This window comes from Vibrio alginolyticus NBRC 15630 = ATCC 17749 (assembly GCF_000354175.2).
GTDB lineage: Bacteria > Pseudomonadota > Gammaproteobacteria > Enterobacterales > Vibrionaceae > Vibrio > Vibrio alginolyticus.
In genome coordinates, this window is the sequence record NC_022359.1 from 1,770,121 (window position 1) to 1,790,250 (window position 20,130).

Consider the following 20,130-nt stretch of genomic DNA (forward strand, 5'->3'; position numbering starts at 1 on the left):
CCCACGCTGCGACGGTGGTTGTATATCAATGAAAGGCATTGGCCAATCGCACACAGCGTGGGGGTGTTGTGGAGTCAGTCAGTTGAAATCAGCGTTATTGCTCGCTCACCTCAAGTTCAGTGGGTTTCTTTCGCTTAAACTTCTCGCGCAGAGATTGCATCATCACGAAGAACACTGGCGTCAGTAACGTGCCAACAAACGTAGAGAGAATCATGCCGCCGAATACCGCAAAGCCCAGTGAGTGACGAGATGCCGCACCGGCACCCGATGCAATCACCAACGGGAATACCCCCCAGATGAAGGCAAATGCGGTCATCTGTACTGCTCGGAAACGGATTCGAGCAGCTTCTTTGGCAGCATCAATGATGGATAAGCCCTTTTCTTCTCGCAGAACTTTGGCAAATTCCACGATAAGAATCGCCACTTTGGCGGACATACCGATCAAGATGACCACACCAATCTGCACATACAAATCGAACGGTTGTCCCACCAGCAGTAGCGTGCCCATTGCGCCGAGAATCGCGACTGGAACCGCCATCATTACCGCAGCAGGAATGGTCCAACTTTCGTACTGAGCCACCAAGAACAAGTAGGTGAACAGCAAAGACAATGCGAACGCGATTGGTGCCATGTTGCCTGCTTTCATCTCTTGGTAAGTCATGCCTGACCACTCGTACGAGTAACCACTTGGCAAAGATTCTGCAGCCAGTTTTTCAATGGCTTTTACAACATCACCCGAGCTGTAGCCTGGCGCTGGCGCACCGTTCACGGTTGCAGAACTGAACATGTTGTAGTTCGACAAGGTATCAGGGCCGAAGATCGGCTTCACTTTCACTAGCGTTGCCAGTGACACCATTTTTCCAGAGCTAGAACGAACAAACAGATGGTCGATGTCGTCGATGTTGTCACGATATTGCTCTTCTGCTTGCACTTTCACTTGGTACGAACGACCAAACAAGTTGAAGTCAGAAATGTAGGCACCGCCCAACTGCGCTTGCAGTGTGCTGAAGATTTCATTCAACGGTACGCCCATCGAAATCGCTTTATCGCGGTCAATATCGATGTAACGTTGCGGAATGTTGGCACGGAAAATCGAGAACGCACGCGCCACTTCAGGCAGTTGGTTGATTTGGGCAACAAAATCAGCGGTTGTTTTTGCCAACTCTTGTGGAGAACGGCCCAAGTTGTCTTGCAGCACAAGGTTGAAACCATCTACCGCACCCATACCTTTGATTGCCGGCGTCGCGAAAACGAACGAAGCGGCATCTGGTGTTGAGTTCAGCATTTGGTTAACTTTATTCATCAATGCGCGTTGGTGTAGCTCAGGGTCTTTACGTTTGCTCCAGTTATCCAGTTTGATGATCAACATGCCCGAGTTTGGAATCGACGCCATGTTAATTACCGAGAAGCCCGCAACCGAAACCACGTTCTCCACACCTTCCATCTGTTTTAGTTCATCAACGTACTTCTTCATTAATGGTGCAGTACGCTGCAATGCTGCTGCGTCTGGCAAACGCATTTCGACCATGAACACGCCTTTGTCTTCGTTCGGTACGAAAGAGGAAGGTACGGTCATGAACGCAAATGCCAGCACCGCAATAAGCGCGCCATACACACCGATACTCAGCACAATACGACGGCTCAAGAAGCCAACTAAACCTTGGTATTTGCGCGTTATTGCTTCAAAACCTCGATTAAACGCACGCAAAGGCGCAATAGGTTGCGAGTGAGTTGATTTCAACATCAACGCACAAAGCGCTGGCGTTAACGTTAATGCGTTGATCGCAGAGATCAGCACCGACACACAGATGGTGACTGCGAACTGGTTGAACATTCGACCGGAAATACCCGGCAATAGCGCAACCGGTACGAATACCGCCAACAAAATAAGCGTTGTTGCCAATACTGGCCCCGTCACTTCTTTCATAGCTTGGATCGTGGCCGGAATCGAGTCTAAATGCTCTTCATGGATAACCCGCTCCACGTTCTCTACCACGATGATCGCATCGTCCACCACGATACCGATGGCGAGGATCAAGCCAAACAACGAGATCGTGTTAATGGTCATGCCAATCACGCCCATGATTGCGAACGTCGCAATGATGGAAACCGGAATCGCAAAGGTTGGAATGATGGTCGCTCGCCAGTTCTGCAAGAAAACATACACAACGAAGGTGACAAGAAGTACCGCAATCACCAACGTCTCGTACACTTCATCAATCGATGTCTCTACGTATTCGGTAGAGTCATAAGCGATGTCGTAAACCAAATCATCTGGGAACGATTTCTCGTACTCTTTCATTGCCTCTTTCACGCGTTCCATCACGTCTAGCGCGTTCGCTGTCGGCAACTGGTACAATGCCAGAACGGCGGCTGGTTCGTTATTCATACGACCATCAGCTTCGTAACCTTGTGCGCCAACTTCCACACGAGCCACATCTTTCAAGCGAATCAAAGAACCTTTCTTGCTCGCGCGGATGATGATGTTCTCGAACTCTTCCGCAGAAGTAAGGCGGCCTTTGGTTTGCAAAACATATTGATATTGCTGGTCACCCGGAGCTGGCATACCACCGATCTTACCCGCCGCCACTTGGATGTTTTGCGTTTTAATTGCGCCAATAACATCGCTAGCAGAAAGCTTCAAGGTAGCCAGTTTATTTGGGTTCAACCAAATACGCATTGAGTAGTCTTTCTTACCCAGCAGCGTAATGTCACTCATACCTTCGATACGTTTTAGACGCTCGACAATATTGAGATCCGCGTAGTTAGAAAGGTAGATACTGTCGTGAGACTGTTTCGGAGAACGCAGTGTGATAACGCCCAGCATGTCGGAAGATTTCTTCTTAACCGTCACACCGATTTGGTTTACTTCTTGTGGTAGAGACGACGTCGCCTGTGCCACCAAGTTGTTCACACGAACCTGCGCCATATCGCCATCTGCGCCCACTCGGAAGTAAATACGCAATGTGTATGAGCCATCGTTACCAATCACAGAAGACATGTAAATCATGTCTTCAACGCCGTTGACTTTGGCTTCTATCGGTTGTGCTACGGTCTTTTTAACCACGTCCGCGTTTGCCCCCGGATACATGGTGCTCACCGTAATTACCGTTGGAGAGATTTGAGGATACTCAGAAATTGGCAAGACTTTCAGGGCGATCATGCCCATCAATGTCATAGCCAGTGAGATCACCAAAGCAAACTTCGGCCGGTGAATGAAAAATTTACTTAACATCAGTACTCACTCAGCCTTGTTCACTCTGTAGCTCAACGTCTTTCACCGTTGCACCCGGACGCACTTTTTGTAGACCATTGACGATGACTTTTTCGTTAGCCGCCAAACCAGTCAGCACAGCACGTTTCACACCGTAGGTCTGACCGAGTTCAACGTTACGACGAGACACCACGTGATCATCACCAACCACCATGACGTAGTCACCCGCTTGGTCTTGTTGAACAGCCGCCGATGGGATAAGCAAACCATCAATGGTTTTGTTGCGCAGCTTGATGGTCAAGTTGCCATATTCACCCGGCATAAGCGCGTAAGTTGGGTTATCGAATTGTGCTTCTGCTCGAATTGAGCCTGTTTCTAAATCGATCTTGTTGCCAACGGCGTAGATCTTGCCATCAAGTGGATACAATGAGCCGTCTGAAAGCGTCAGTGTTAAATCAACATCCAGTTTGTCATCGTTACGATGAGCCACATCAATGGCACTTCTTACTCGGCGGTAGAGCTTCTCATCCACATCAAAGCCAAAGCGAATTGGGTCGATTTGAGTGATCGAAACAAGAGGAACGAGTTGAATTTTCGAAATACGGTCACCCACTCGGAAGTTGCTGAAACCCACGCGGCCAGAGAAAGGAGCACGCACAGAGCTAAACTCAAGATCGAGCCTTGCTGAAACCAGCGTCGCTTTCGCCTCTTCTACCGAAGCAATCGCTGCGGCGTGCGCGGCAATGGCGTCATCGTATTGCTGCTCACTGATGCTTTTATCTTTGATGAGTTTCTTCACACGTTCTGCATCACGCGTAGTTTGAACGAGTTGTGCTTTTGCTTTTTGCAACGACGCTTTTGCATACGCCAGTGCCGCTTTGTAAGGACGGTCGTCGATTTCAAACAGCAATTGGCCTTTTTCGACCATATCGCCATCTTTAAAATGAATCGCGGTTAATTCGCCACCGACTCGAGGCATAATATCAACGTCATTTACCGCTTCAGTTCGACCGATAAAAGTATGATAAGGAGTGATTTTTGTTTCGGTTAGGGTAACGGTTTCAACAGAGGGTGCTTGGGCTGTTTTCGTTGCGATATCGCCAGTTTTGCATCCTGATAGTAATGCAGAAGATATAGCAATAGATACCAACGCAAATTTATATTTGGCTTTCATGATAAACCTACTTTATTTAGAAAGTGCCCTAGCCTAAATATTTAAATATATGGATAAACACACTTTCTATTCTGGAAATAAACGAGGGAGTTAGAATTGGTAGTTAAATTCGATACGGTGATCACCATCACCGAAATTAACGTGCTCATTCCAGTTTGCAAAGTAACGAATATTTGCGCGAGGATTAATTTGATAAGACAACGCAAACTCATGAGTCAAGATATTATCTTCACCCGCGTAATAAGTATCTTTATATTGACTAGACCCTGACAACGTATGCATATACATTGGGTTGTAGTTAATCCAGATTTTATCGGTTAATTCAATTTTTGAGTACATACCCACAACAGTGAAAGTACCTGGAATTTCATAACCTTTGTCATCACCACTAAAATCATTAGCAATAGTGACACCCGCACCAGCTAAAGGAAATAGCTGCAACATACCAAACTTAGGTAGACCTTGAATAAAGCTATAAGATGCATCTAATTTATCGTTATCAACGTCGTAGTTTACATCTAATTGACGGCCTAGACCTTTTGCGACTTCTACTTGGAAATTACGTAGTCGGAAAGAGTCAATGCTGTCATCAACGTTGGCATATATTGGATCGTCATTGTCGCGAATGCCAAATAGCTCACCACCAATGCCTTTCATTTCAATGATGTTCATCGCCATGGTACCAGGCTGGCTAGATTGGTAAGTTTGACCGATTTTGATGTTCGCGCCTTTATCAGTAATACCAAAGCCAGCTTGGGTGTATACCGCAAGTGGGTCAGACATATCTTGTAGTTCTTCGCTATTGTTTGTTTGCGCATAGGCAGAAGACGCGAGTTGTAGGGCTGCAACCACAATGGCAACAGACGGTTTCACTAAATTCATAAAACTGTATCCATTTTAATGATTATAAAATTATTCACGTCATGAGGTCATCATAAATAGCAAGCAACACAACTCGCTTTGGATAACATAAATTATCAAAGCAAATTCAATAATGACGAAACATTCGACGTTTTAATTAAAATAAAATAAAGCATCGTAAAAGTTCAATCACCGCTACTTATATCTTATATAACTTGAAATTTGGTAATACTAATGAAGAAGGAAATATTAAAAATTATGAAAATTCAATTATCATTAGAACAAATGATTAATTAATTTTACCATATAAATAGAGAGTGCAATGGATTTAGGTGATCGCGATCAATGTTTCATTTCGATCGTACCACACTCTTCAGATTAATTAGAACATTATAATAATGTAAAAAACCTTAGTTTGATTAGCCTAGCATCAGATTAGAATAGTAGGCCTATAATAAATAAAAAGGAATCACTCTCTGTGATTCCCTTTTATTATCGAGCGATAAAGCGCCGATGCGTTTCGATAACTAAAACGCAAACAATTCGCACTATTGCAGTTTCTCTATTCCCATATTGAACAGTGCAAAACTATAAATATCTGCATTTGTCTCAATTATTTTACGCGTTGGTGTGCCTGCACCATGTCCTGCATTGGTTTCGATGCGAATTAAAGTCGGATTTGAACCCGCTTGCTTCGATTGCAACTCAGCAGCAAATTTGTATGAGTGAGCAGGAACAACACGGTCATCATGATCACCGGTTGTAATCAATGTTGCTGGGTATTCCACCCCCGCTTTTACATTGTGCACTGGCGAATAACCTTTCAGATATTGGAACATCTCTTTACTTTGCTCTGCCGTACCGTAGTCATACGCCCAACCAGCACCTGCGGTAAAAGTATGGTAACGCAGCATATCCAGTACGCCGACTGCTGGCAGCGCCACTTTAAACAGATCTGGACGTTGCGTCATAACTGCCCCCACTAACAAGCCACCATTCGATCCACCGTTAATGGCTAACTTGTTTGATGACGTTACCTTTTCATCCATTAGGAATTCAGCCGCCGCAATAAAGTCATCAAACACATTTTGCTTTTGCATTTGAATGCCAGCGTTGTGCCACTCTTTACCATACTCCCCACCGCCACGAATGTTCGCTACCGCGTAAACACCACCAAGCTCCAACCAAGCTGCACGTGTCGGGCTAAAAGATGGTGTGAGGCTAATGTTGAAACCGCCATAACCATATAGGATGGTTGGTGCACTGCCGTCCATCGGTGTCCCTTTTTTATAGGTGATGATCATCGGCACTTTTGTTCCGTCTTTTGAGGTGTAAAACACCTGGCGAGAGTCATACAAAGCTGGATCAAATGGCGCTTTAGATTTGTAGTACACCTCGCTATCACCATCTTTGATGTTCAGACGATACGTAGTGCTTGGCATCTTGTAGTTGGTGAAAGAATAGTAGACTTCGGTTTCTTCTTTTTTACCCGAGAAACCGTATGCACTGCCAATATCAGGCAATTTGATTTCTCGGATGAGTTTGCCGTTCATGTCGTATTGCTTCACCATCGAGATCGCATCAACAATATAACTCGCAAACAAATTGCCACCCGCGGTAGAAACGCGTAACACATTCTTTGTTTCAGGGATCAAATCTTTCCAGTTTTTGGGCTGCGGCTGACTCGCATCCACCGTCACGACGCGTTTGTTCGGCGCGTTAAGGTTCGTAACCAAGTACAGCTTCGTGCCTTGGTTGTCTATTACCCAAGTATCAGAACTGGTGTTATCTAAAATGGTTTTAAGTGGGCTGTTTGGCTTACTCAGATCTTTAAAGAACAGTTTGTTACCCGATGTCGATACGCTGGCTGAGATAAACAAGTAGCGTTCATCATCCGACGTATAGCCGCCAACATAACGGTATTTCTCTTCCTCAAACCCGCCGAAAATCAGTTGGTCTTCACTTTGTTTCGTCCCAAGCTTATGAAAGTAGAGCTTGTGTTGATCTGTCTTCGCGGAGAGTTCACTCCCCTGTGGCTTGTCATAACTTGAGTAATAGAAACCTTGATTGCCGAGCCAACTGATGCCGCTGAACTTAATATCCACCAGCGTTTCACCGACTGGCTTTTTGGTTTCTGTGTCTAACACAATGACTTTGCGCCAATCGCTACCGCCTTCCGAAATGCTGTATGCAACCAAAGATCCATCTCGTGAAAAGCTCACTCCCGCTAACGATGTGGTGCCATCTTCACTAAAAGTATTTGGATCGAGGAAAATTTCTGCTTCGCCATCACCTAACTGCCGATAAAGCACATCTTGGTTTTGTAGCCCGTCATTTTTGTAGAAATAAGTGAACTTACCCTCTTTGAACGGTTGGCTTTGCTTTTCGTAGTCCATGAGCTTAGTGATGCGCTCTTCAATCTGCTCGCGGTAAGGGATTTTCGACAGATAATCAAACGTCACTGCATTTTGTGCCTTAACCCATTCTGCGGTTTCTGGGCTGAGATCGTCTTCCAACCAGCGATAAGGATCACTCACTTTTGTACCAAAGTAGTCATCGACAACATCCACTTTTTGTGTGGTTGGATACGTGATGGCTTTGGGGCTTACCTGTTCAACCGACGATTGCGCCGCTTCATTTGCATACGCCACAGACAACACACTTCCGAGTACGAGAGCCGTTGTGAGTGCTAGGGTATTCTTTTTCATGAAATTCCTTTTTATTTTTCTGTTGTCTTTTTGTGCAATACATCAGAACTCTACTATATATCGACAAAATGAATCTAATTTCATTAAACGAGTTGTGAAAGCCATCCTAACTCCCTCATTTCCTTCCAGTTCTACAAACTAGTAAGTGGCGGTGTAGAACTTGGGAACAATACTGAAGAGCTACGATGGCGTTTACTCTCTTTCGTCTAAGTCAGCTCGATTTGGCGCAAAACCCCAGACTCAGAAGCGAAATCTTGGTCGTGACTGATCAGAACAAATCCACCTTTGTATGTATTTAACGCCTGACTAAGCATTATTTTTGACTCGAGGTCGAGATGGTTATCTGGTTCATCAAGCAGCAGCAAAGGCTGAGAATTTTGGTGGCTGACTATCAGCATCGCGAGCTTCATCTTCTCGCCACCGCTCAGTAGGCGCCCCAATCGAAACACTGCATCTCGACGAAAACCGATCCCGGCCAATAAGGTCCTCGCTTCACTTTCCGTCATCTCTTGGCAGCTCTCCATTACGTTCTCAAGTAACGAAAGATTTGGATTCACTGCACCAAAATGTTGGTCGAGATAATACAAAGGCGTATTCACTTTCAGCTCACCACTCTGCAACGATAACTCGCCAAGCAACGTCTTTAACAAGGTTGATTTTCCGCAGCCATTTTTCCCTTTGAGATGGACTTTGTCGTTCGCAAAAATCTGCAACGTGATAGGTGTAGAATTCCCAAAAGGTAATATACCTTCTTGTATCGACAATACTTTTCGCGAACGGTTCGGATTATCTGTAAGATAAAGCTTTTGCGCCTTGAGTTGCTCATGTCGCAATTGCAACGCCTGTTCTTTGGCTTGTAAATGCGCTTGTCTGAGTTGCTCATTCTTATTGCGATTTGAGGCGCTGGCGGTCGCACTATCCTTTTTTCCATCAAGCAAAATTTTGGGCTGACTGCCTTCTTTGCGCAGTTTGTTCCCTTGCGCGGCGCGTTGGTCTGCTTTTTCGCGATTTTTCTGGGCTTGCTCGGCTAACCGTTTTTTCTGTTTATCGACTTGCGCTAACTGCCTCTCGATCGCTTGCAGTTCAGTGCGTTTTTTCTCGGCGTACACATCGTAATTTCCACCAAAAACTTGTAAGCCTAGGCCCGAGAGTTCCCAAATTTCCTCCATCTCTCGCAGCAGCTCACGATCGTGACTGATGAGTAAAATCGCGCCGCTGAAATGCGTCATAGACTCTATCAGCCATTGTTTCGCCTGGGTATCGAGGTGATTGGATGGTTCATCGAGAATCAAAAGCTCCGTTTCGTTTTCAAACAACTGCCATAGCTGCAAACGTGCCAACTGACCACCACTGAGCCGAGCACAAGAGAAATCAGGGTCTTGCGGTAATCCCATCGCAGCGAGCTGCTGTTTGAGTTTTAATTCAATATCCCACTGCTCACCAACCAGTTCGAACCAATGTTCAGAAACATCACCTTGTTCAATCTGCTTTAAAGCATGCAAGACCGCATCTTTGCCCAGAAACTGGGCGATCGATTGCTGACCTGATAGCAGATCAGACGGCTGCTGGCGATACATCATGAAAGAAGAGGGAGCAGTCACAACACCGCTGGCAGGCTGAGTTTCTCCCGCTAAAATGGAAGCCAAAAGCGACTTGCCGATGCCATTGCGCCCAACCAAACCAACACGTCGTTTAGTCATGGAACAAGAAATAGACTGGAATAGCGTATCGCCATTATCAAACTGATGGCTAACATTAAAAGCTTGTAAAACTGGCATAATTTGCCTCCTGTATGACAGGGACAACAGCCGTAGCTATGATTTGAAATGGCAACAAAACGCGTGCACAAACGCATTAAGCTCTATGTAAAGCTCGACGATATACGTCAAATCAAAAAGTCGTCTTGTTGCAAAGAAATATCGGAAAGTGAGCTACGCCTACTAACCCTGCAGATCCAAAAAATAAGTAAAAATATGGATGACAGGTTTAGTTCTTCATGTTGGCGTAATCTCCTAGAGAAATGATGCACAGAGTGTAGCCGCTTTTTTGTTCAAAAAGCAAGCTTTCTAACCAAATGTGAACAAAAAGAAAGTTTCACAGTAAGTTGTTATATCACATTAACTTTTTAACAAGTCTTTGAACAATTTCGAGATCTTAGCAACACAATTTTTATCCAAGCCATACTATGCTTAGGGTAAAGATAATCCACATAAGGGCGTGGTTATGAAATACAAACATATCCTTGTTGCACTCGAACTGTCAGATGAAAGCACCGTGCTTATCGACAGAGCGGTATCAATGGCAAACTATCTCGACTCCGATATCTCCTTTATTCATATTGATGGTACGCACGGAGAAATCTATCGTGAGCTTGTAGACATTAAAGAAAACCCGGATCAAAGGCCGTTGAATGAGCATTCAATGGAATGTTTAAAAACATTTAGTGATTACATGGATTACCCACTTAAACATTTCTTCGTAGGTACTGGCGACTTAGCTGATAAATTAGAGGTCACCATTAAAGAGCAAGAAGTGGATCTTCTGATTTGTGGCCACCACCAAGATTTCTGGAGCAAGATTATTTCTTACTCCAGACACTTAATTAACAAGTCACCGGTGGATATTCTAGTCGTCCCTATTCATGATTAGTAAAACGTAACACTTCCCAAAACCACCAATTTATTTGGTGGTTTTTTATTGATATTGAAACAGCTTAAACAGTTTTCCAAACTAGCTTGGCGATCATTTATGAGTTACATTTTCTAACCAACCCGCGCTCCTACTGGGCATGGTTATTTAGATAGCAAGGATCCCTATGGCAAATAAAAAAGTACTCATTCTCTTTGCTCATCCTTCCCAGCATCGTTCAGAAGTGAATACTCCACTTTTCAAAGAAGCTCAAAAAATTGAAGGCGTGACATGTGTTGATCTCTATGGCGAATACCCTCGTTTCGATATTAATATCGACCGTGAGCAGCAACGCTTACGTGAGCATGACGTGGTGATTTTCCAATTCCCACTATATTGGTATTCAACGCCTGCGATTTTAAAAGAGTGGCAAGATCTGGTTTTGGAATATGGCTTTGCTTACGGTACAGATGGCACAGCACTGCAAGGCAAGACCATGCTTTGTGTGCTGTCTGCAGGGGGCAAAGAAGAAGCTTATAAGGCAGAGGGCTACAACCACTTTACGATTCGTCAACTGCTTGCGCCTATTGAACAAATGTCCGCACTGACCGGCATGAACTACATTGCCCCTCTCGCGATGTTTGGCGCACGTACAGCAGATGAAGAAGGGCGAATCCCTCGTCATGTTGAGCGGTACAAGAGCCTGCTAACAGCTTTAGTCGAAGATAGGTTGGATGTTGAAGCTGCGGCGTCATTAATCAAGCTTAACAGCGCATTGCCAGAGCTCATTAAGGAGGCTTCATGACAGGGATATTCTTACAAGCCTTCGTATATTTGATTGCTGCTGTAATTGCAGTCCCACTTGCTAAGCGTTTGGGACTTGGGTCCGTTTTAGGCTATCTCATCGCAGGTGTGGTCATTGGCCCAATTATCGGTTTAGTCGGTGAAGAAACAACAACAATACAGCACTTTGCCGAGTTTGGCGTGGTGATGATGCTGTTTCTCGTCGGTTTAGAGCTCGAACCCAAAATGTTGTGGGCGATGCGCAATCGCTTAATGGGTTTAGGAGGTCTGCAAGTCGGTGGTACCGTCGCGGCGATTATGGGTATTGCCTTGTACTTTGACCAGCCTTGGACCATAGCCTTAGCCATAGGTTTGATCTTCGCCCTCTCTTCTACTGCGATTGTTTTGCAAACTTTTAGCGAAAAAGGATTAACGAAGACGGAAGGTGGACAAAACGCTTTCTCCGTGTTGCTTTTTCAAGATATTGCAGTGATACCAATGTTGGCGTTCATTCCTCTATTGGCCTTACCTGAATTAATTGAACAGGCACAGTCCGCGGCTCAAACAGCCGCAGCGCACCATGAAGAATTAAGCCTCGTTGCGGGGTTGCCCGGCTGGGCATACGGCATCGTAATCACAGCATCGATTGCAATCGTCGTCGTTGGTGGACACTTTTTAAGTCGACCTCTGCTCAATTATGTGGCTAGCTCTGGTTTGCGAGAAATCTTTACCGCAACTGCACTAATGCTGGTCATTGGTATCGCTGCGCTGATGAGCTTAGTGGGCTTATCTCCTGCCTTAGGAACCTTCTTGGCTGGCGTTGTATTGGCGAACAGTGAATTCCGCCACGAGTTAGAATCCAACATCGAACCATTTAAAGGCTTATTGTTAGGTCTGTTCTTTATTACCGTTGGCGCAGGGATCAACTTCTCGGTCCTTTTTGGTGATTTCTGGTTGGTCATGGCATTGACCATTGGCGTGATGGTTTTGAAAGCCTTGGTGCTGTTTATTCTTGCACTGATATTTAGGGTGAAAGGCAGCAACCGCTGGCTGTTTACCCTAAGCTTGGCTCAAGCAGGTGAATTCGGCTTTGTGCTTCTAAGCTTTTCAGTGCAAAACCACGTCATCCCATTTGAACTTTCACAAACTCTTGCGTTAGTGGTTGCGATTTCGATGTTCCTGACACCAGGTTTGTTTATTCTGTTTGATAGAGTGATTCTGCCGCGCTTTGAAAGCCAGTCAAATGAACGCGAAAGCGATACGATTGAGGAAACAGGCACGGTGATCATCGCCGGCATCGGCCGCTTTGGACAAATAGTGAATCGCCTATTGGTATCAAACGGCGTGACTACCGTGGTACTTGACCATCAATCTGACCAAGTCGATAACATGCGCCAGATTGGCACTCGCGCCTATTTTGGCGACGCGACTCGACCAGATATGCTACATACAGCCGGCATTGAGCACGCCGCTGCGTTGGTTGTGGCGATTGATAACCAAGAATCGAGTGTAGAACTGGTGAAGTACGTTAAGCACACGTACCCAAAAGTAACAGTGATTGCACGTGCCTTTGACCGTGGACATGGCTATCTTTTGCGTCAAGCGGGAGCTGATATTATTGAATCAGAGACCTACCATTCTGCATTGGAGATGGGCGGTCACACAATGAAAGCACTTGGCATTCACCCCTTCTTTGTTGAACAACAGAAGGCGACATATAAGCGTGTTGAAGCACGTAAGTCAGAAATACTCTACAAAGCTTGGGAAGATGATTCTGAAGGTGAACGCTATGACAACAATTTCCGACAACTGTTTATTCAGTTAGAGGAGAAAATGGCGGAAGAGATGCAAAAAGATCGTCATGACAAACTATCGCGGTCAGAACGAGGTTGGACACCGCCACCTAAAGGTTACGCCGATGACTTTAATGAAGATAATGTCCAAGAGCTAACACCACCAAGAGAAGAGCCTATCCAACGATAACGCACTCCATATTAAAAACCTCCCACTTGGGAGGTTTTTATTTTTTCAGTACAGAGCCACACGCCGTGCAGGATAAAATGATCTTCTCGATATTACATAAGATCATTCATTAAAATCTCATACTCTTCGTTTGCTTCTTCCACTAAATGAGAAAGCTCTAACGCATCAGTAACTGCAAGATTGAACTGCCACGGAGTTGTGTCTTCTTTACCACAGATTCGAGTTTCACACCCACGACTCTCAAAAGACAAATCATCAAACTCTGTGGTGTGGCGCTCTTGAAGTTCAACAATCTCAACTTCTAATTTACCGACAGGATTGACTTTAACGTGGGCATGTAACTCCGAACTGTTAGACAAACAATAATCTCTATGAACCGCAATCATGGCCGCCTCCTTGGTCTGCCAACTGACAACTCAACATTGAGTGTAGACGAGGGATTTTGAACGTGGCGTGAAATAATAATGAAGATTGATCTGTCTCATTAGAACAGACAATTGTTGTCATGAAGGCAGAGCCAGTATGAATCTCATCTGATTTAAATTGTTCTGAGATCGTAATAGTTGGCATTTACCGAGACTTTCCCTATTATCGAAACAAAATTACTGTGGTCATTCTTTAGAGGTCAGTATGGAGCTTGAAGCCGTTGCTAAAGCACTAAAAGAGTTAGGGCATCCGACTCGTTTAAGTATTTACAAAGAAGTCGTCAAAGCGGGATACAAAGGTATCGCGGTAGGCGGCGTACAAGAAAAGCTTGGCATTCCAGCATCCACTCTCTCTCATCATATCTCGAGCCTTGCTTCAGCTGGTCTTCTCACCCAGCGCCGCGAGGGTAGAACCCTTTTTTGTGTTGCAGAGTATCAGTGCTTAGATGACGTAATTGGTTTTTTAAAAGCAGAATGTTGCGTTAACGAGTGCTCATAAATTTCTAGCAAAAACGAGAGAGTTTGAGTTTCTATTGAACTTCAGCAGAACGTGAATGACGATGAAAAACATACACACCGAAGTTGCTAAGCTCGGTGTGTACATCTTCTAGTTCGCGACAAGTAACATCGACGACTTAGATGGTACGATTAACTTACCGTCAGTTGGAATGATTTGTTCTGTCATCAAATCAACCCAATTGCCATCCGTTTTTAATGTCAAAGACTGTTGACGCTGTGATTTATTAAGCACCACAATACCTTTGTCACCTCGCTTAAGTACGAGCATGCCATCGTTACCTTCAAGAACACTCATCGGCTCGCCATGCGTCATATTATGGAACTGGATCATTTTTGCCATTCTCGGATCGCTCCATGCACCTTGCCACCTTGGCTGACCATTTTTACCTTTAATACCGCTGGTGTTTAAGTCGGTATAAATCAACGGCACACCGCCATCTCGGCCTAGAATATAGGCATAAGCTAACCATTCGTTTTCCTCGTCCATGATGAGATCAAGAAAGACATCATTGTTAGGAATATCATGTGTGATAGCAAATGTAATCGCACGACCGGGGGACAAAGCCTGACCAAAACAATAGGGATCAATCAGAGACTTGAAGCTGCCCTTTTTAGCAAACGCCTTAAACATGGTTGAGAACAAAGGGAAATCGTACGCACCTAGGCGAGTTTCCTGTAGATACGGCTCAAGAAACAGCTGATACTCTTCTTCCGTCGCACCGCCATCGGTAATAATTTCACCAAATATATGCACATCCCGCGTGATGTCGTCTGTCCAAACACGCTTAAGATGCTCTAACGTCATGTGTTTCGCAGCGTCAATACGAAAACCTTTCACACCAATAGCTTTCAGCGCCTTTAGGTACGCTCGCTGCTGCTCAACGACATGGTCACAAACACGAAGAGTTGGCAAGCCAGGATCGGTTGGCCCACCTGTGATACGTCCGTTTTGAACCTGCCACTTATCTTTCCAGTCTTTGATGCCGAATGCTTCAACAAAGTCCTCTTCATCAAAAAGTGGTTGAGATAGATCGCCAAACAACGCTAGCGACTGATATTTCTGTTTGTTGTTCTGGTATTCCTCCAAGACCTCTTGTCTTGGGTACTGAAGGTCTCTGCGAAGGTGGGCCTCATTTGCCATATGGTTAAACACTACGTCGGCATAAACCCACACACCAACTTGCTCCAGTTCACGAACCATATGAATAAAATCTTTGGTATCACCCAAAGCATTATCGATAACACGATAATCTTGTGGTTGATAACGCTGCCACCAGCGCTCATCGTGTGCGCTTTTCATTGGTGGCGAAACCAACACAGAGCCATAACCAAGCTCGCGGATTTCTTTTGCTCGTTGGGCAATGTCAGCATACTTCCAATCAAACGCATGTAAGATAACGTTTGCACCGAATGATTGTGTTTCCTGTGAGCCACTCATGTTGTTCTCCTGCTCGTTTCCACTCACGATTACTTGTTTGCATTTTTTTGTGAGTGAATTCAATAATCGAAATTATAAAAGCTATTCATCAGAGGCACTCACCCTTTTAGCACTAACTCAAGGCTGAAATCGAAGGCGTAGCGACTCATCCATTGCACAGCGATAAATCGTTCTGAGTGAATAACGGGCACACGACATACAACCCGAACAGACCAACATAAAACTAAGGCATTGTTTTGATTAACAAAAACTTAAATTTAAAAAGATAGAACATAAGACCTATGTACGCCCTAAAATAGGCCCAAAGGATAAAAATAGCCAAGCCAACCCGTTGAGTAATCAATTGTTAATAAAACGAAACTGGCAGATGGATCACGTTTGGCGCGTTTCAAAAATCCAGTAAATCACCATACCTAGCGTTAAAAGACTAAAGATTTCTGTTTGTATCTGTCCCGAAATGACTTCAAAATGCGAAACTTAGCTTATCTCTATGGGGTATGCTCTACCTTGGAGGATAATAATGAATATCAAAGAATTTTCTGACCTCGTCGGGCTATCTGCTCATACACTTCGATACTATGAAAAAATCGGTTTACTTAAACATGTCCATAGAAACGCGAGTGGACATCGAATGTATAGTTCGAAAGATCTAAACTGGATAAGCTTTGTTAAGCGTTTAAAAGAAACTGCAATGCCACTTGAAGAGATTCTAGAGTATGCCAAATTAAGGGAAGTCGGCTCTCAATCTGTACCACAACGTCAAGCCCTGTTAGAACAACACCAAGAAAACCTCAAACGCCACATTGAGCAACAGAAAAAGCACTTATCGGCTCTAGAAGAAAAAATTGCCTTGTATACAAGTGGAAAAGTTCGTTGACTTAGAGTTAACTCTAACGATTAAGGTGTGTTTACATTTATTCACTAGGAACATACCGATGGAACAATCGCGCTTTAACAAAGGATTAGAACTACTCTCTCAAATTGATGGCGACGCTGGTCATAATGTCATCGAAAGCTTACAAGATATTTGTCCAGATTTAGCTCAGTACACCATTGAGTATCCGTTTGGCGATATTTATGCTCGCCCGGGCTTAGACCTAAAATCGAGAGAAATCGCAACCGTCGCCGCGCTAACGGCAATGGGGAATTGCGCGCCGCAACTAAAAGTGCACTTAAATGCAGCGCTGAATGTAGGCTGTAGCGAGGATGAGATTAAAGAGATCATTTTGCAGATGTCCGTCTACGCAGGGTTTCCCACGGCATTAAACGGCATGTTTGCATTCAAAGAAGTGCTAGCGGAAAGAGCAGAGTAATAACAACGTTGAAATCAATTTAACCGCAATTAAAAACGGCCCTTGGGGATCGGGCCGTGATTAAAACAACGAGTGAATTAGCGCTCAGGAGTTTCAAGCAGTTTAACTGCGCAATCTACCGCGTTGTTAATGCCTTGACTGCTCTCCAACTTACCTGAACTTGCAGGACCAAGGGCACAAGAATACAAAGCCAGCTGCTTATCGAACGGCAGATCCAACTGTTCATAGAGATTTTGTCGGATTCTTGCATGTTGTTCTGGTTCTTGGTTAGCAAGGCTAATCAACGTTTCATAAATAAGCGTTTTCATGTCTTTCCCTTTTCACTTTATTGCACGGGGTGCATATATATTGTATCCATTTGGGAAGCACAAATCAGAAGCTAGGTCACAGAACGCGTCGCTAAAAAAGTTTATGTACGCGGTAAATTGCAATACAAACCTAAAGCCGTTTAGAAAAAGGGCAACTGATAACTCGATAAACCAGCCGATTAACTAGCATTCGCCGCTGTTTGTTCATAATCGTGTCCGATATAAACAAAAACGCCGCTGTATCAGCGACGTTTTATCTCGACTTTAGTTAATCGAATTTTTAGTTGAAGTGCACTAGCATTTCAACGTCATCGCCTTGCTCTGGAGCCTGAAGAGCGAAGTGCACGTACCCTACTTCAGTAACAGGAATCGCAAGGTATTCATTGCTGCCTGCATAGTTGGACGCATACTCGTGCTGCTCTACTGTAGGCCAATGCTCCCTACTCGCGTATAGATCGACATTACCAGTTTGAGAGTGGGCCGTTAGCCATACACGAACCTCTTCAACACCTTCAGGCACATAAACTGCTGCATAACGCTGCTTGTGAACGGTAAGCATTTTGGCTTCACCAGACTCTAATACCACAGGTGCTAAATCATCTTGCACTTGGGTTGGCGGTGTTTGCGCTTCCACTTCTAACGCAGCCACAAGATTCACTGAGTCATAGCTATCACGTCCAGTTAAGCTGATGTAGTAACGACCCGCTTTAACGTAACCATCTTGCTCTGGTTCAAACACAATCTCTTCATTGCTGCCATCAGCATATTGACTCATTTCGAAATCATAGTAATGCGCGACTTTGTTGTAGCTCATGTAAAGATCCGCATCACCCGCACCCTCAATAGATACATTGAAGTTAACGGTGTTGGCTGGAACATCAACGTAGAACAGTTTTTCGCTGTATGCTTCGCCACTGAGCTGAAGGCTTTGGTTCGCCGTCAATTCAGTCACTTGTGCTTCAGGGCTTGTTGGTTCTGTTGGCTCCTCTGGGTCTGTATCAGGTTGCTCAGGTTCCACTTTTAATGTGTCCAACCAACGTTCAAACTCAGCATCGTATTGTTGACCTAAAGACGTCACCTGCTGTGCCCATTGTTCGAACTGGCCAGAGCGCGACAATGCCAACAAGCTTTCGACGTCTTGTGGATGATTTTCTAACATGAATCGAACAGCTAGATAACCCCAACGATAGATACGATTGGTATCGTGAGAGTACGTGGTATCAAACACAGTGGAAAGGCTCAGTTTACCATCTGCAATCAGCTCAATCGCAGCTTGGTAACCTTGCTTGTAATGCATATATTCAGCAAAACCTTCTAGCCACCAAACAATATGACCATGAGCCAAGTTATCGCTGAACGAACCGTATTGGTTAAATCGTGCATCTAAATAGTGCGTGTATTCATGTTCTAGGTTCAAGATAGAGAGATCTTCATCATTCGCGTAGCGATAAGCGACGAAACGGGCAGTATTGTCCGCTTTTGAAGGGTCACCTTCTAGGTACTGACCACCGTTGTCCGTTGTATTACCAAATAGGAATGAAGAGTAATCAACGTAACTAGCGTTACTCGCGAATACCGCCACTTCAACACGATCATTCAAATCATCAGCGACAGGTTGATTACCCGTATTCGCAACTCGATGGAAGTCGGCTTCTTTTGCCGCTAGCACTTCACACGCTTTCGCTGCTTGAGCATCAGTCAGATCTTCAGAGCGAATAATGGCAGGTCCCTGACATTCAAAACGATTTGGCATTACACGTGCAGCTAAATCTTGCTTGGCTTGCTCAATATTCAGACCATTTAGGCCTTCTGGTGCGTAGTAGCTCATCATTTCAACGGCAGCAAGCCATAGTTTGTCATGCTCACTACCCAGTGGATAACGCTGCATCACCTGTTGCATTACTGCCAATGCTTTGCGTTTGGTCTCCTGATCTGGGCTCGCGAGCAAACGACCAGTTTCACGTAATGCATTGAAAACGATAAAGCTTGCATCCGTATCTAATGCCCAAGCATTATCAGATGCGAATTTCACCAACGTATCAATATGGTGTGTATTGTTTGCCATGTATCGGTAGAACGCATCGTTCGCCGCATGGCCTGCCATAGAGCGGAACAAGTTGTTTAAACCATCGACCCATTGCGTGTCCTGCGCGGTTTCACGATTAAAGTGCATCAACGCGGCCATCATGCTATCCATGGTCAGCGGCAACTGCTTAACGTTATCAACCATCAAAGTCAGGCTCTTCATTGCACCAACTTGTTCACGACCTTGATCCAAAGCATGAGGGTTGTTTAGGAATAGGTTCGTCGACTGAGCAAAACGCTGACTCAACGCTTGCGAAAACTCAGGTGTACCAGTACCAGCGTTGTAGCGAACGTAGTAGGCCGCTCGAATAAATTCGCCTAGGTTCTCTAGAATACGAGCTTGATCTGCTTCACCACGATAGCGAGCGATTTCTTGATCCAGCGCGACTTGGATACGGCTTAGGCTCGCTTCACTATAGATATCATTCAGCGTTTCTGAAGGTGCTGAAAACCAAGCGTGGTAGCAATCATACTCAGCACCAGAAACGGCAGTAGCCAGATCTCGCGATTGTTGTAAATCAGCAACAGCACACTGATTTTGTGCAAAAGAGAAGCCAGACACACTCGCTAGCATACAAGCAAGCGCCAAACGATGGCGCGGGAAAAAACGGATATGAGACATAACAACACTCATTGATTATTAACATACATTGAGTGGGGGTTTATATTCTTTACAGCTCAAACAGTGAAA

The 20,130-nt window shown here is 44.8% G+C and carries 15 protein-coding genes; 6 read left to right on the forward strand and 9 right to left on the reverse strand.

The annotated features are described in order from the left end of the window. Positions 1-94 precede the first annotated feature (94 nt). The 5 genes from vmeQ to N646_RS23110 form a co-directional block, all read right to left on the reverse strand. Positions 95-3,235, reverse strand: a complete 3,141-nt coding sequence (vmeQ, locus tag N646_RS23090) for an efflux RND transporter permease subunit VmeQ (RefSeq protein WP_017821524.1) — start codon at positions 3,233-3,235, stop codon at positions 95-97. Positions 3,236-3,245: 10 nt separating this feature from the next. Then, positions 3,246-4,388, reverse strand: coding sequence for an efflux RND transporter periplasmic adaptor subunit VmeP (gene vmeP / locus N646_RS23095; RefSeq protein ID WP_005391278.1), 1,143 nt, complete (start codon positions 4,386-4,388; stop codon positions 3,246-3,248). 90 nt (positions 4,389-4,478) lie between these two features. Beyond that, positions 4,479-5,270, reverse strand: coding sequence for a hypothetical protein (locus N646_RS23100; RefSeq protein WP_017821525.1), 792 nt, complete (start codon positions 5,268-5,270; stop codon positions 4,479-4,481). Positions 5,271-5,797: 527 nt separating this feature from the next. Further along, complete coding sequence (locus N646_RS23105) at positions 5,798-7,957, reverse strand: prolyl oligopeptidase family serine peptidase (protein ID WP_017821526.1); 2,160 nt, start codon at positions 7,955-7,957, stop codon at positions 5,798-5,800. Between the two features lie 206 nt (positions 7,958-8,163). Then, complete coding sequence (locus tag N646_RS23110) at positions 8,164-9,735, reverse strand: ATP-binding cassette domain-containing protein (protein ID WP_017821527.1); 1,572 nt, start codon at positions 9,733-9,735, stop codon at positions 8,164-8,166. A gap of 445 nt (positions 9,736-10,180) precedes the next feature. On the opposite strand from N646_RS23110, the gene N646_RS23115 reads away from it, so the two are divergent. The 3 genes from N646_RS23115 (at position 10,181) to N646_RS23125 (ending at position 13,351) form a co-directional block, all read left to right on the forward strand. Beyond that, a complete protein-coding gene (locus tag N646_RS23115; protein WP_005375398.1) occupies positions 10,181-10,606 on the forward strand; it encodes a universal stress protein in 426 nt (141 codons plus the stop codon). A 166-nt stretch (positions 10,607-10,772) separates the two neighbouring features. Beyond that, positions 10,773-11,390 carry an NAD(P)H-dependent oxidoreductase gene (locus tag N646_RS23120; RefSeq protein ID WP_005375391.1) on the forward strand — a complete coding sequence of 206 codons (618 nt, stop codon included), beginning with the start codon at positions 10,773-10,775 and terminating at the stop codon, positions 11,388-11,390. Then, positions 11,387-13,351, forward strand: a complete 1,965-nt coding sequence (locus tag N646_RS23125) for a monovalent cation:proton antiporter-2 (CPA2) family protein (RefSeq protein WP_005375390.1) — start codon at positions 11,387-11,389, stop codon at positions 13,349-13,351. Before N646_RS23120 ends, N646_RS23125 begins: the two co-directional genes overlap by 4 nt. A gap of 92 nt (positions 13,352-13,443) precedes the next feature. Here N646_RS23125 and N646_RS23130 read toward each other — a convergent pair whose 3' ends face one another. Continuing rightward, positions 13,444-13,737 carry a hypothetical protein gene (locus N646_RS23130; protein ID WP_005375389.1) on the reverse strand — a complete coding sequence of 98 codons (294 nt, stop codon included), beginning with the start codon at positions 13,735-13,737 and terminating at the stop codon, positions 13,444-13,446. A 244-nt stretch (positions 13,738-13,981) separates the two neighbouring features. On the opposite strand from N646_RS23130, the gene N646_RS23140 reads away from it, so the two are divergent. Further along, a complete protein-coding gene (locus N646_RS23140) occupies positions 13,982-14,275 on the forward strand; it encodes an ArsR/SmtB family transcription factor (protein WP_005375388.1) in 294 nt (97 codons plus the stop codon). A gap of 108 nt (positions 14,276-14,383) precedes the next feature. Here the strand turns inward: N646_RS23140 and N646_RS23145 are convergent, their stop codons facing one another. Then, positions 14,384-15,733: an alpha-amylase family protein gene (locus tag N646_RS23145; RefSeq protein ID WP_017821529.1), complete on the reverse strand. Its 1,350-nt coding sequence runs from the start codon at positions 15,731-15,733 to the stop codon at positions 14,384-14,386. 520 nt (positions 15,734-16,253) lie between these two features. Here N646_RS23145 and N646_RS23150 point away from each other — a divergent pair. Together N646_RS23150 and N646_RS23155 are read left to right on the forward strand one after the other, a co-directional pair. Further along, positions 16,254-16,610 carry a MerR family transcriptional regulator gene (locus tag N646_RS23150; protein WP_017821530.1) on the forward strand — a complete coding sequence of 119 codons (357 nt, stop codon included), beginning with the start codon at positions 16,254-16,256 and terminating at the stop codon, positions 16,608-16,610. Between the two features lie 58 nt (positions 16,611-16,668). After that, positions 16,669-17,046: a carboxymuconolactone decarboxylase family protein gene (locus N646_RS23155; RefSeq protein ID WP_017821531.1), complete on the forward strand. Its 378-nt coding sequence runs from the start codon at positions 16,669-16,671 to the stop codon at positions 17,044-17,046. A gap of 77 nt (positions 17,047-17,123) precedes the next feature. Here N646_RS23155 and N646_RS23160 read toward each other — a convergent pair whose 3' ends face one another. Next, positions 17,124-17,354, reverse strand: a complete 231-nt coding sequence (locus tag N646_RS23160; protein WP_005375384.1) for a PAS factor family protein — start codon at positions 17,352-17,354, stop codon at positions 17,124-17,126. A gap of 280 nt (positions 17,355-17,634) precedes the next feature. Next, positions 17,635-20,061, reverse strand: coding sequence for a M9 family metallopeptidase (locus N646_RS23165; protein ID WP_017821532.1), 2,427 nt, complete (start codon positions 20,059-20,061; stop codon positions 17,635-17,637). Between the last annotated feature and the right edge of the window lie 69 nt (positions 20,062-20,130).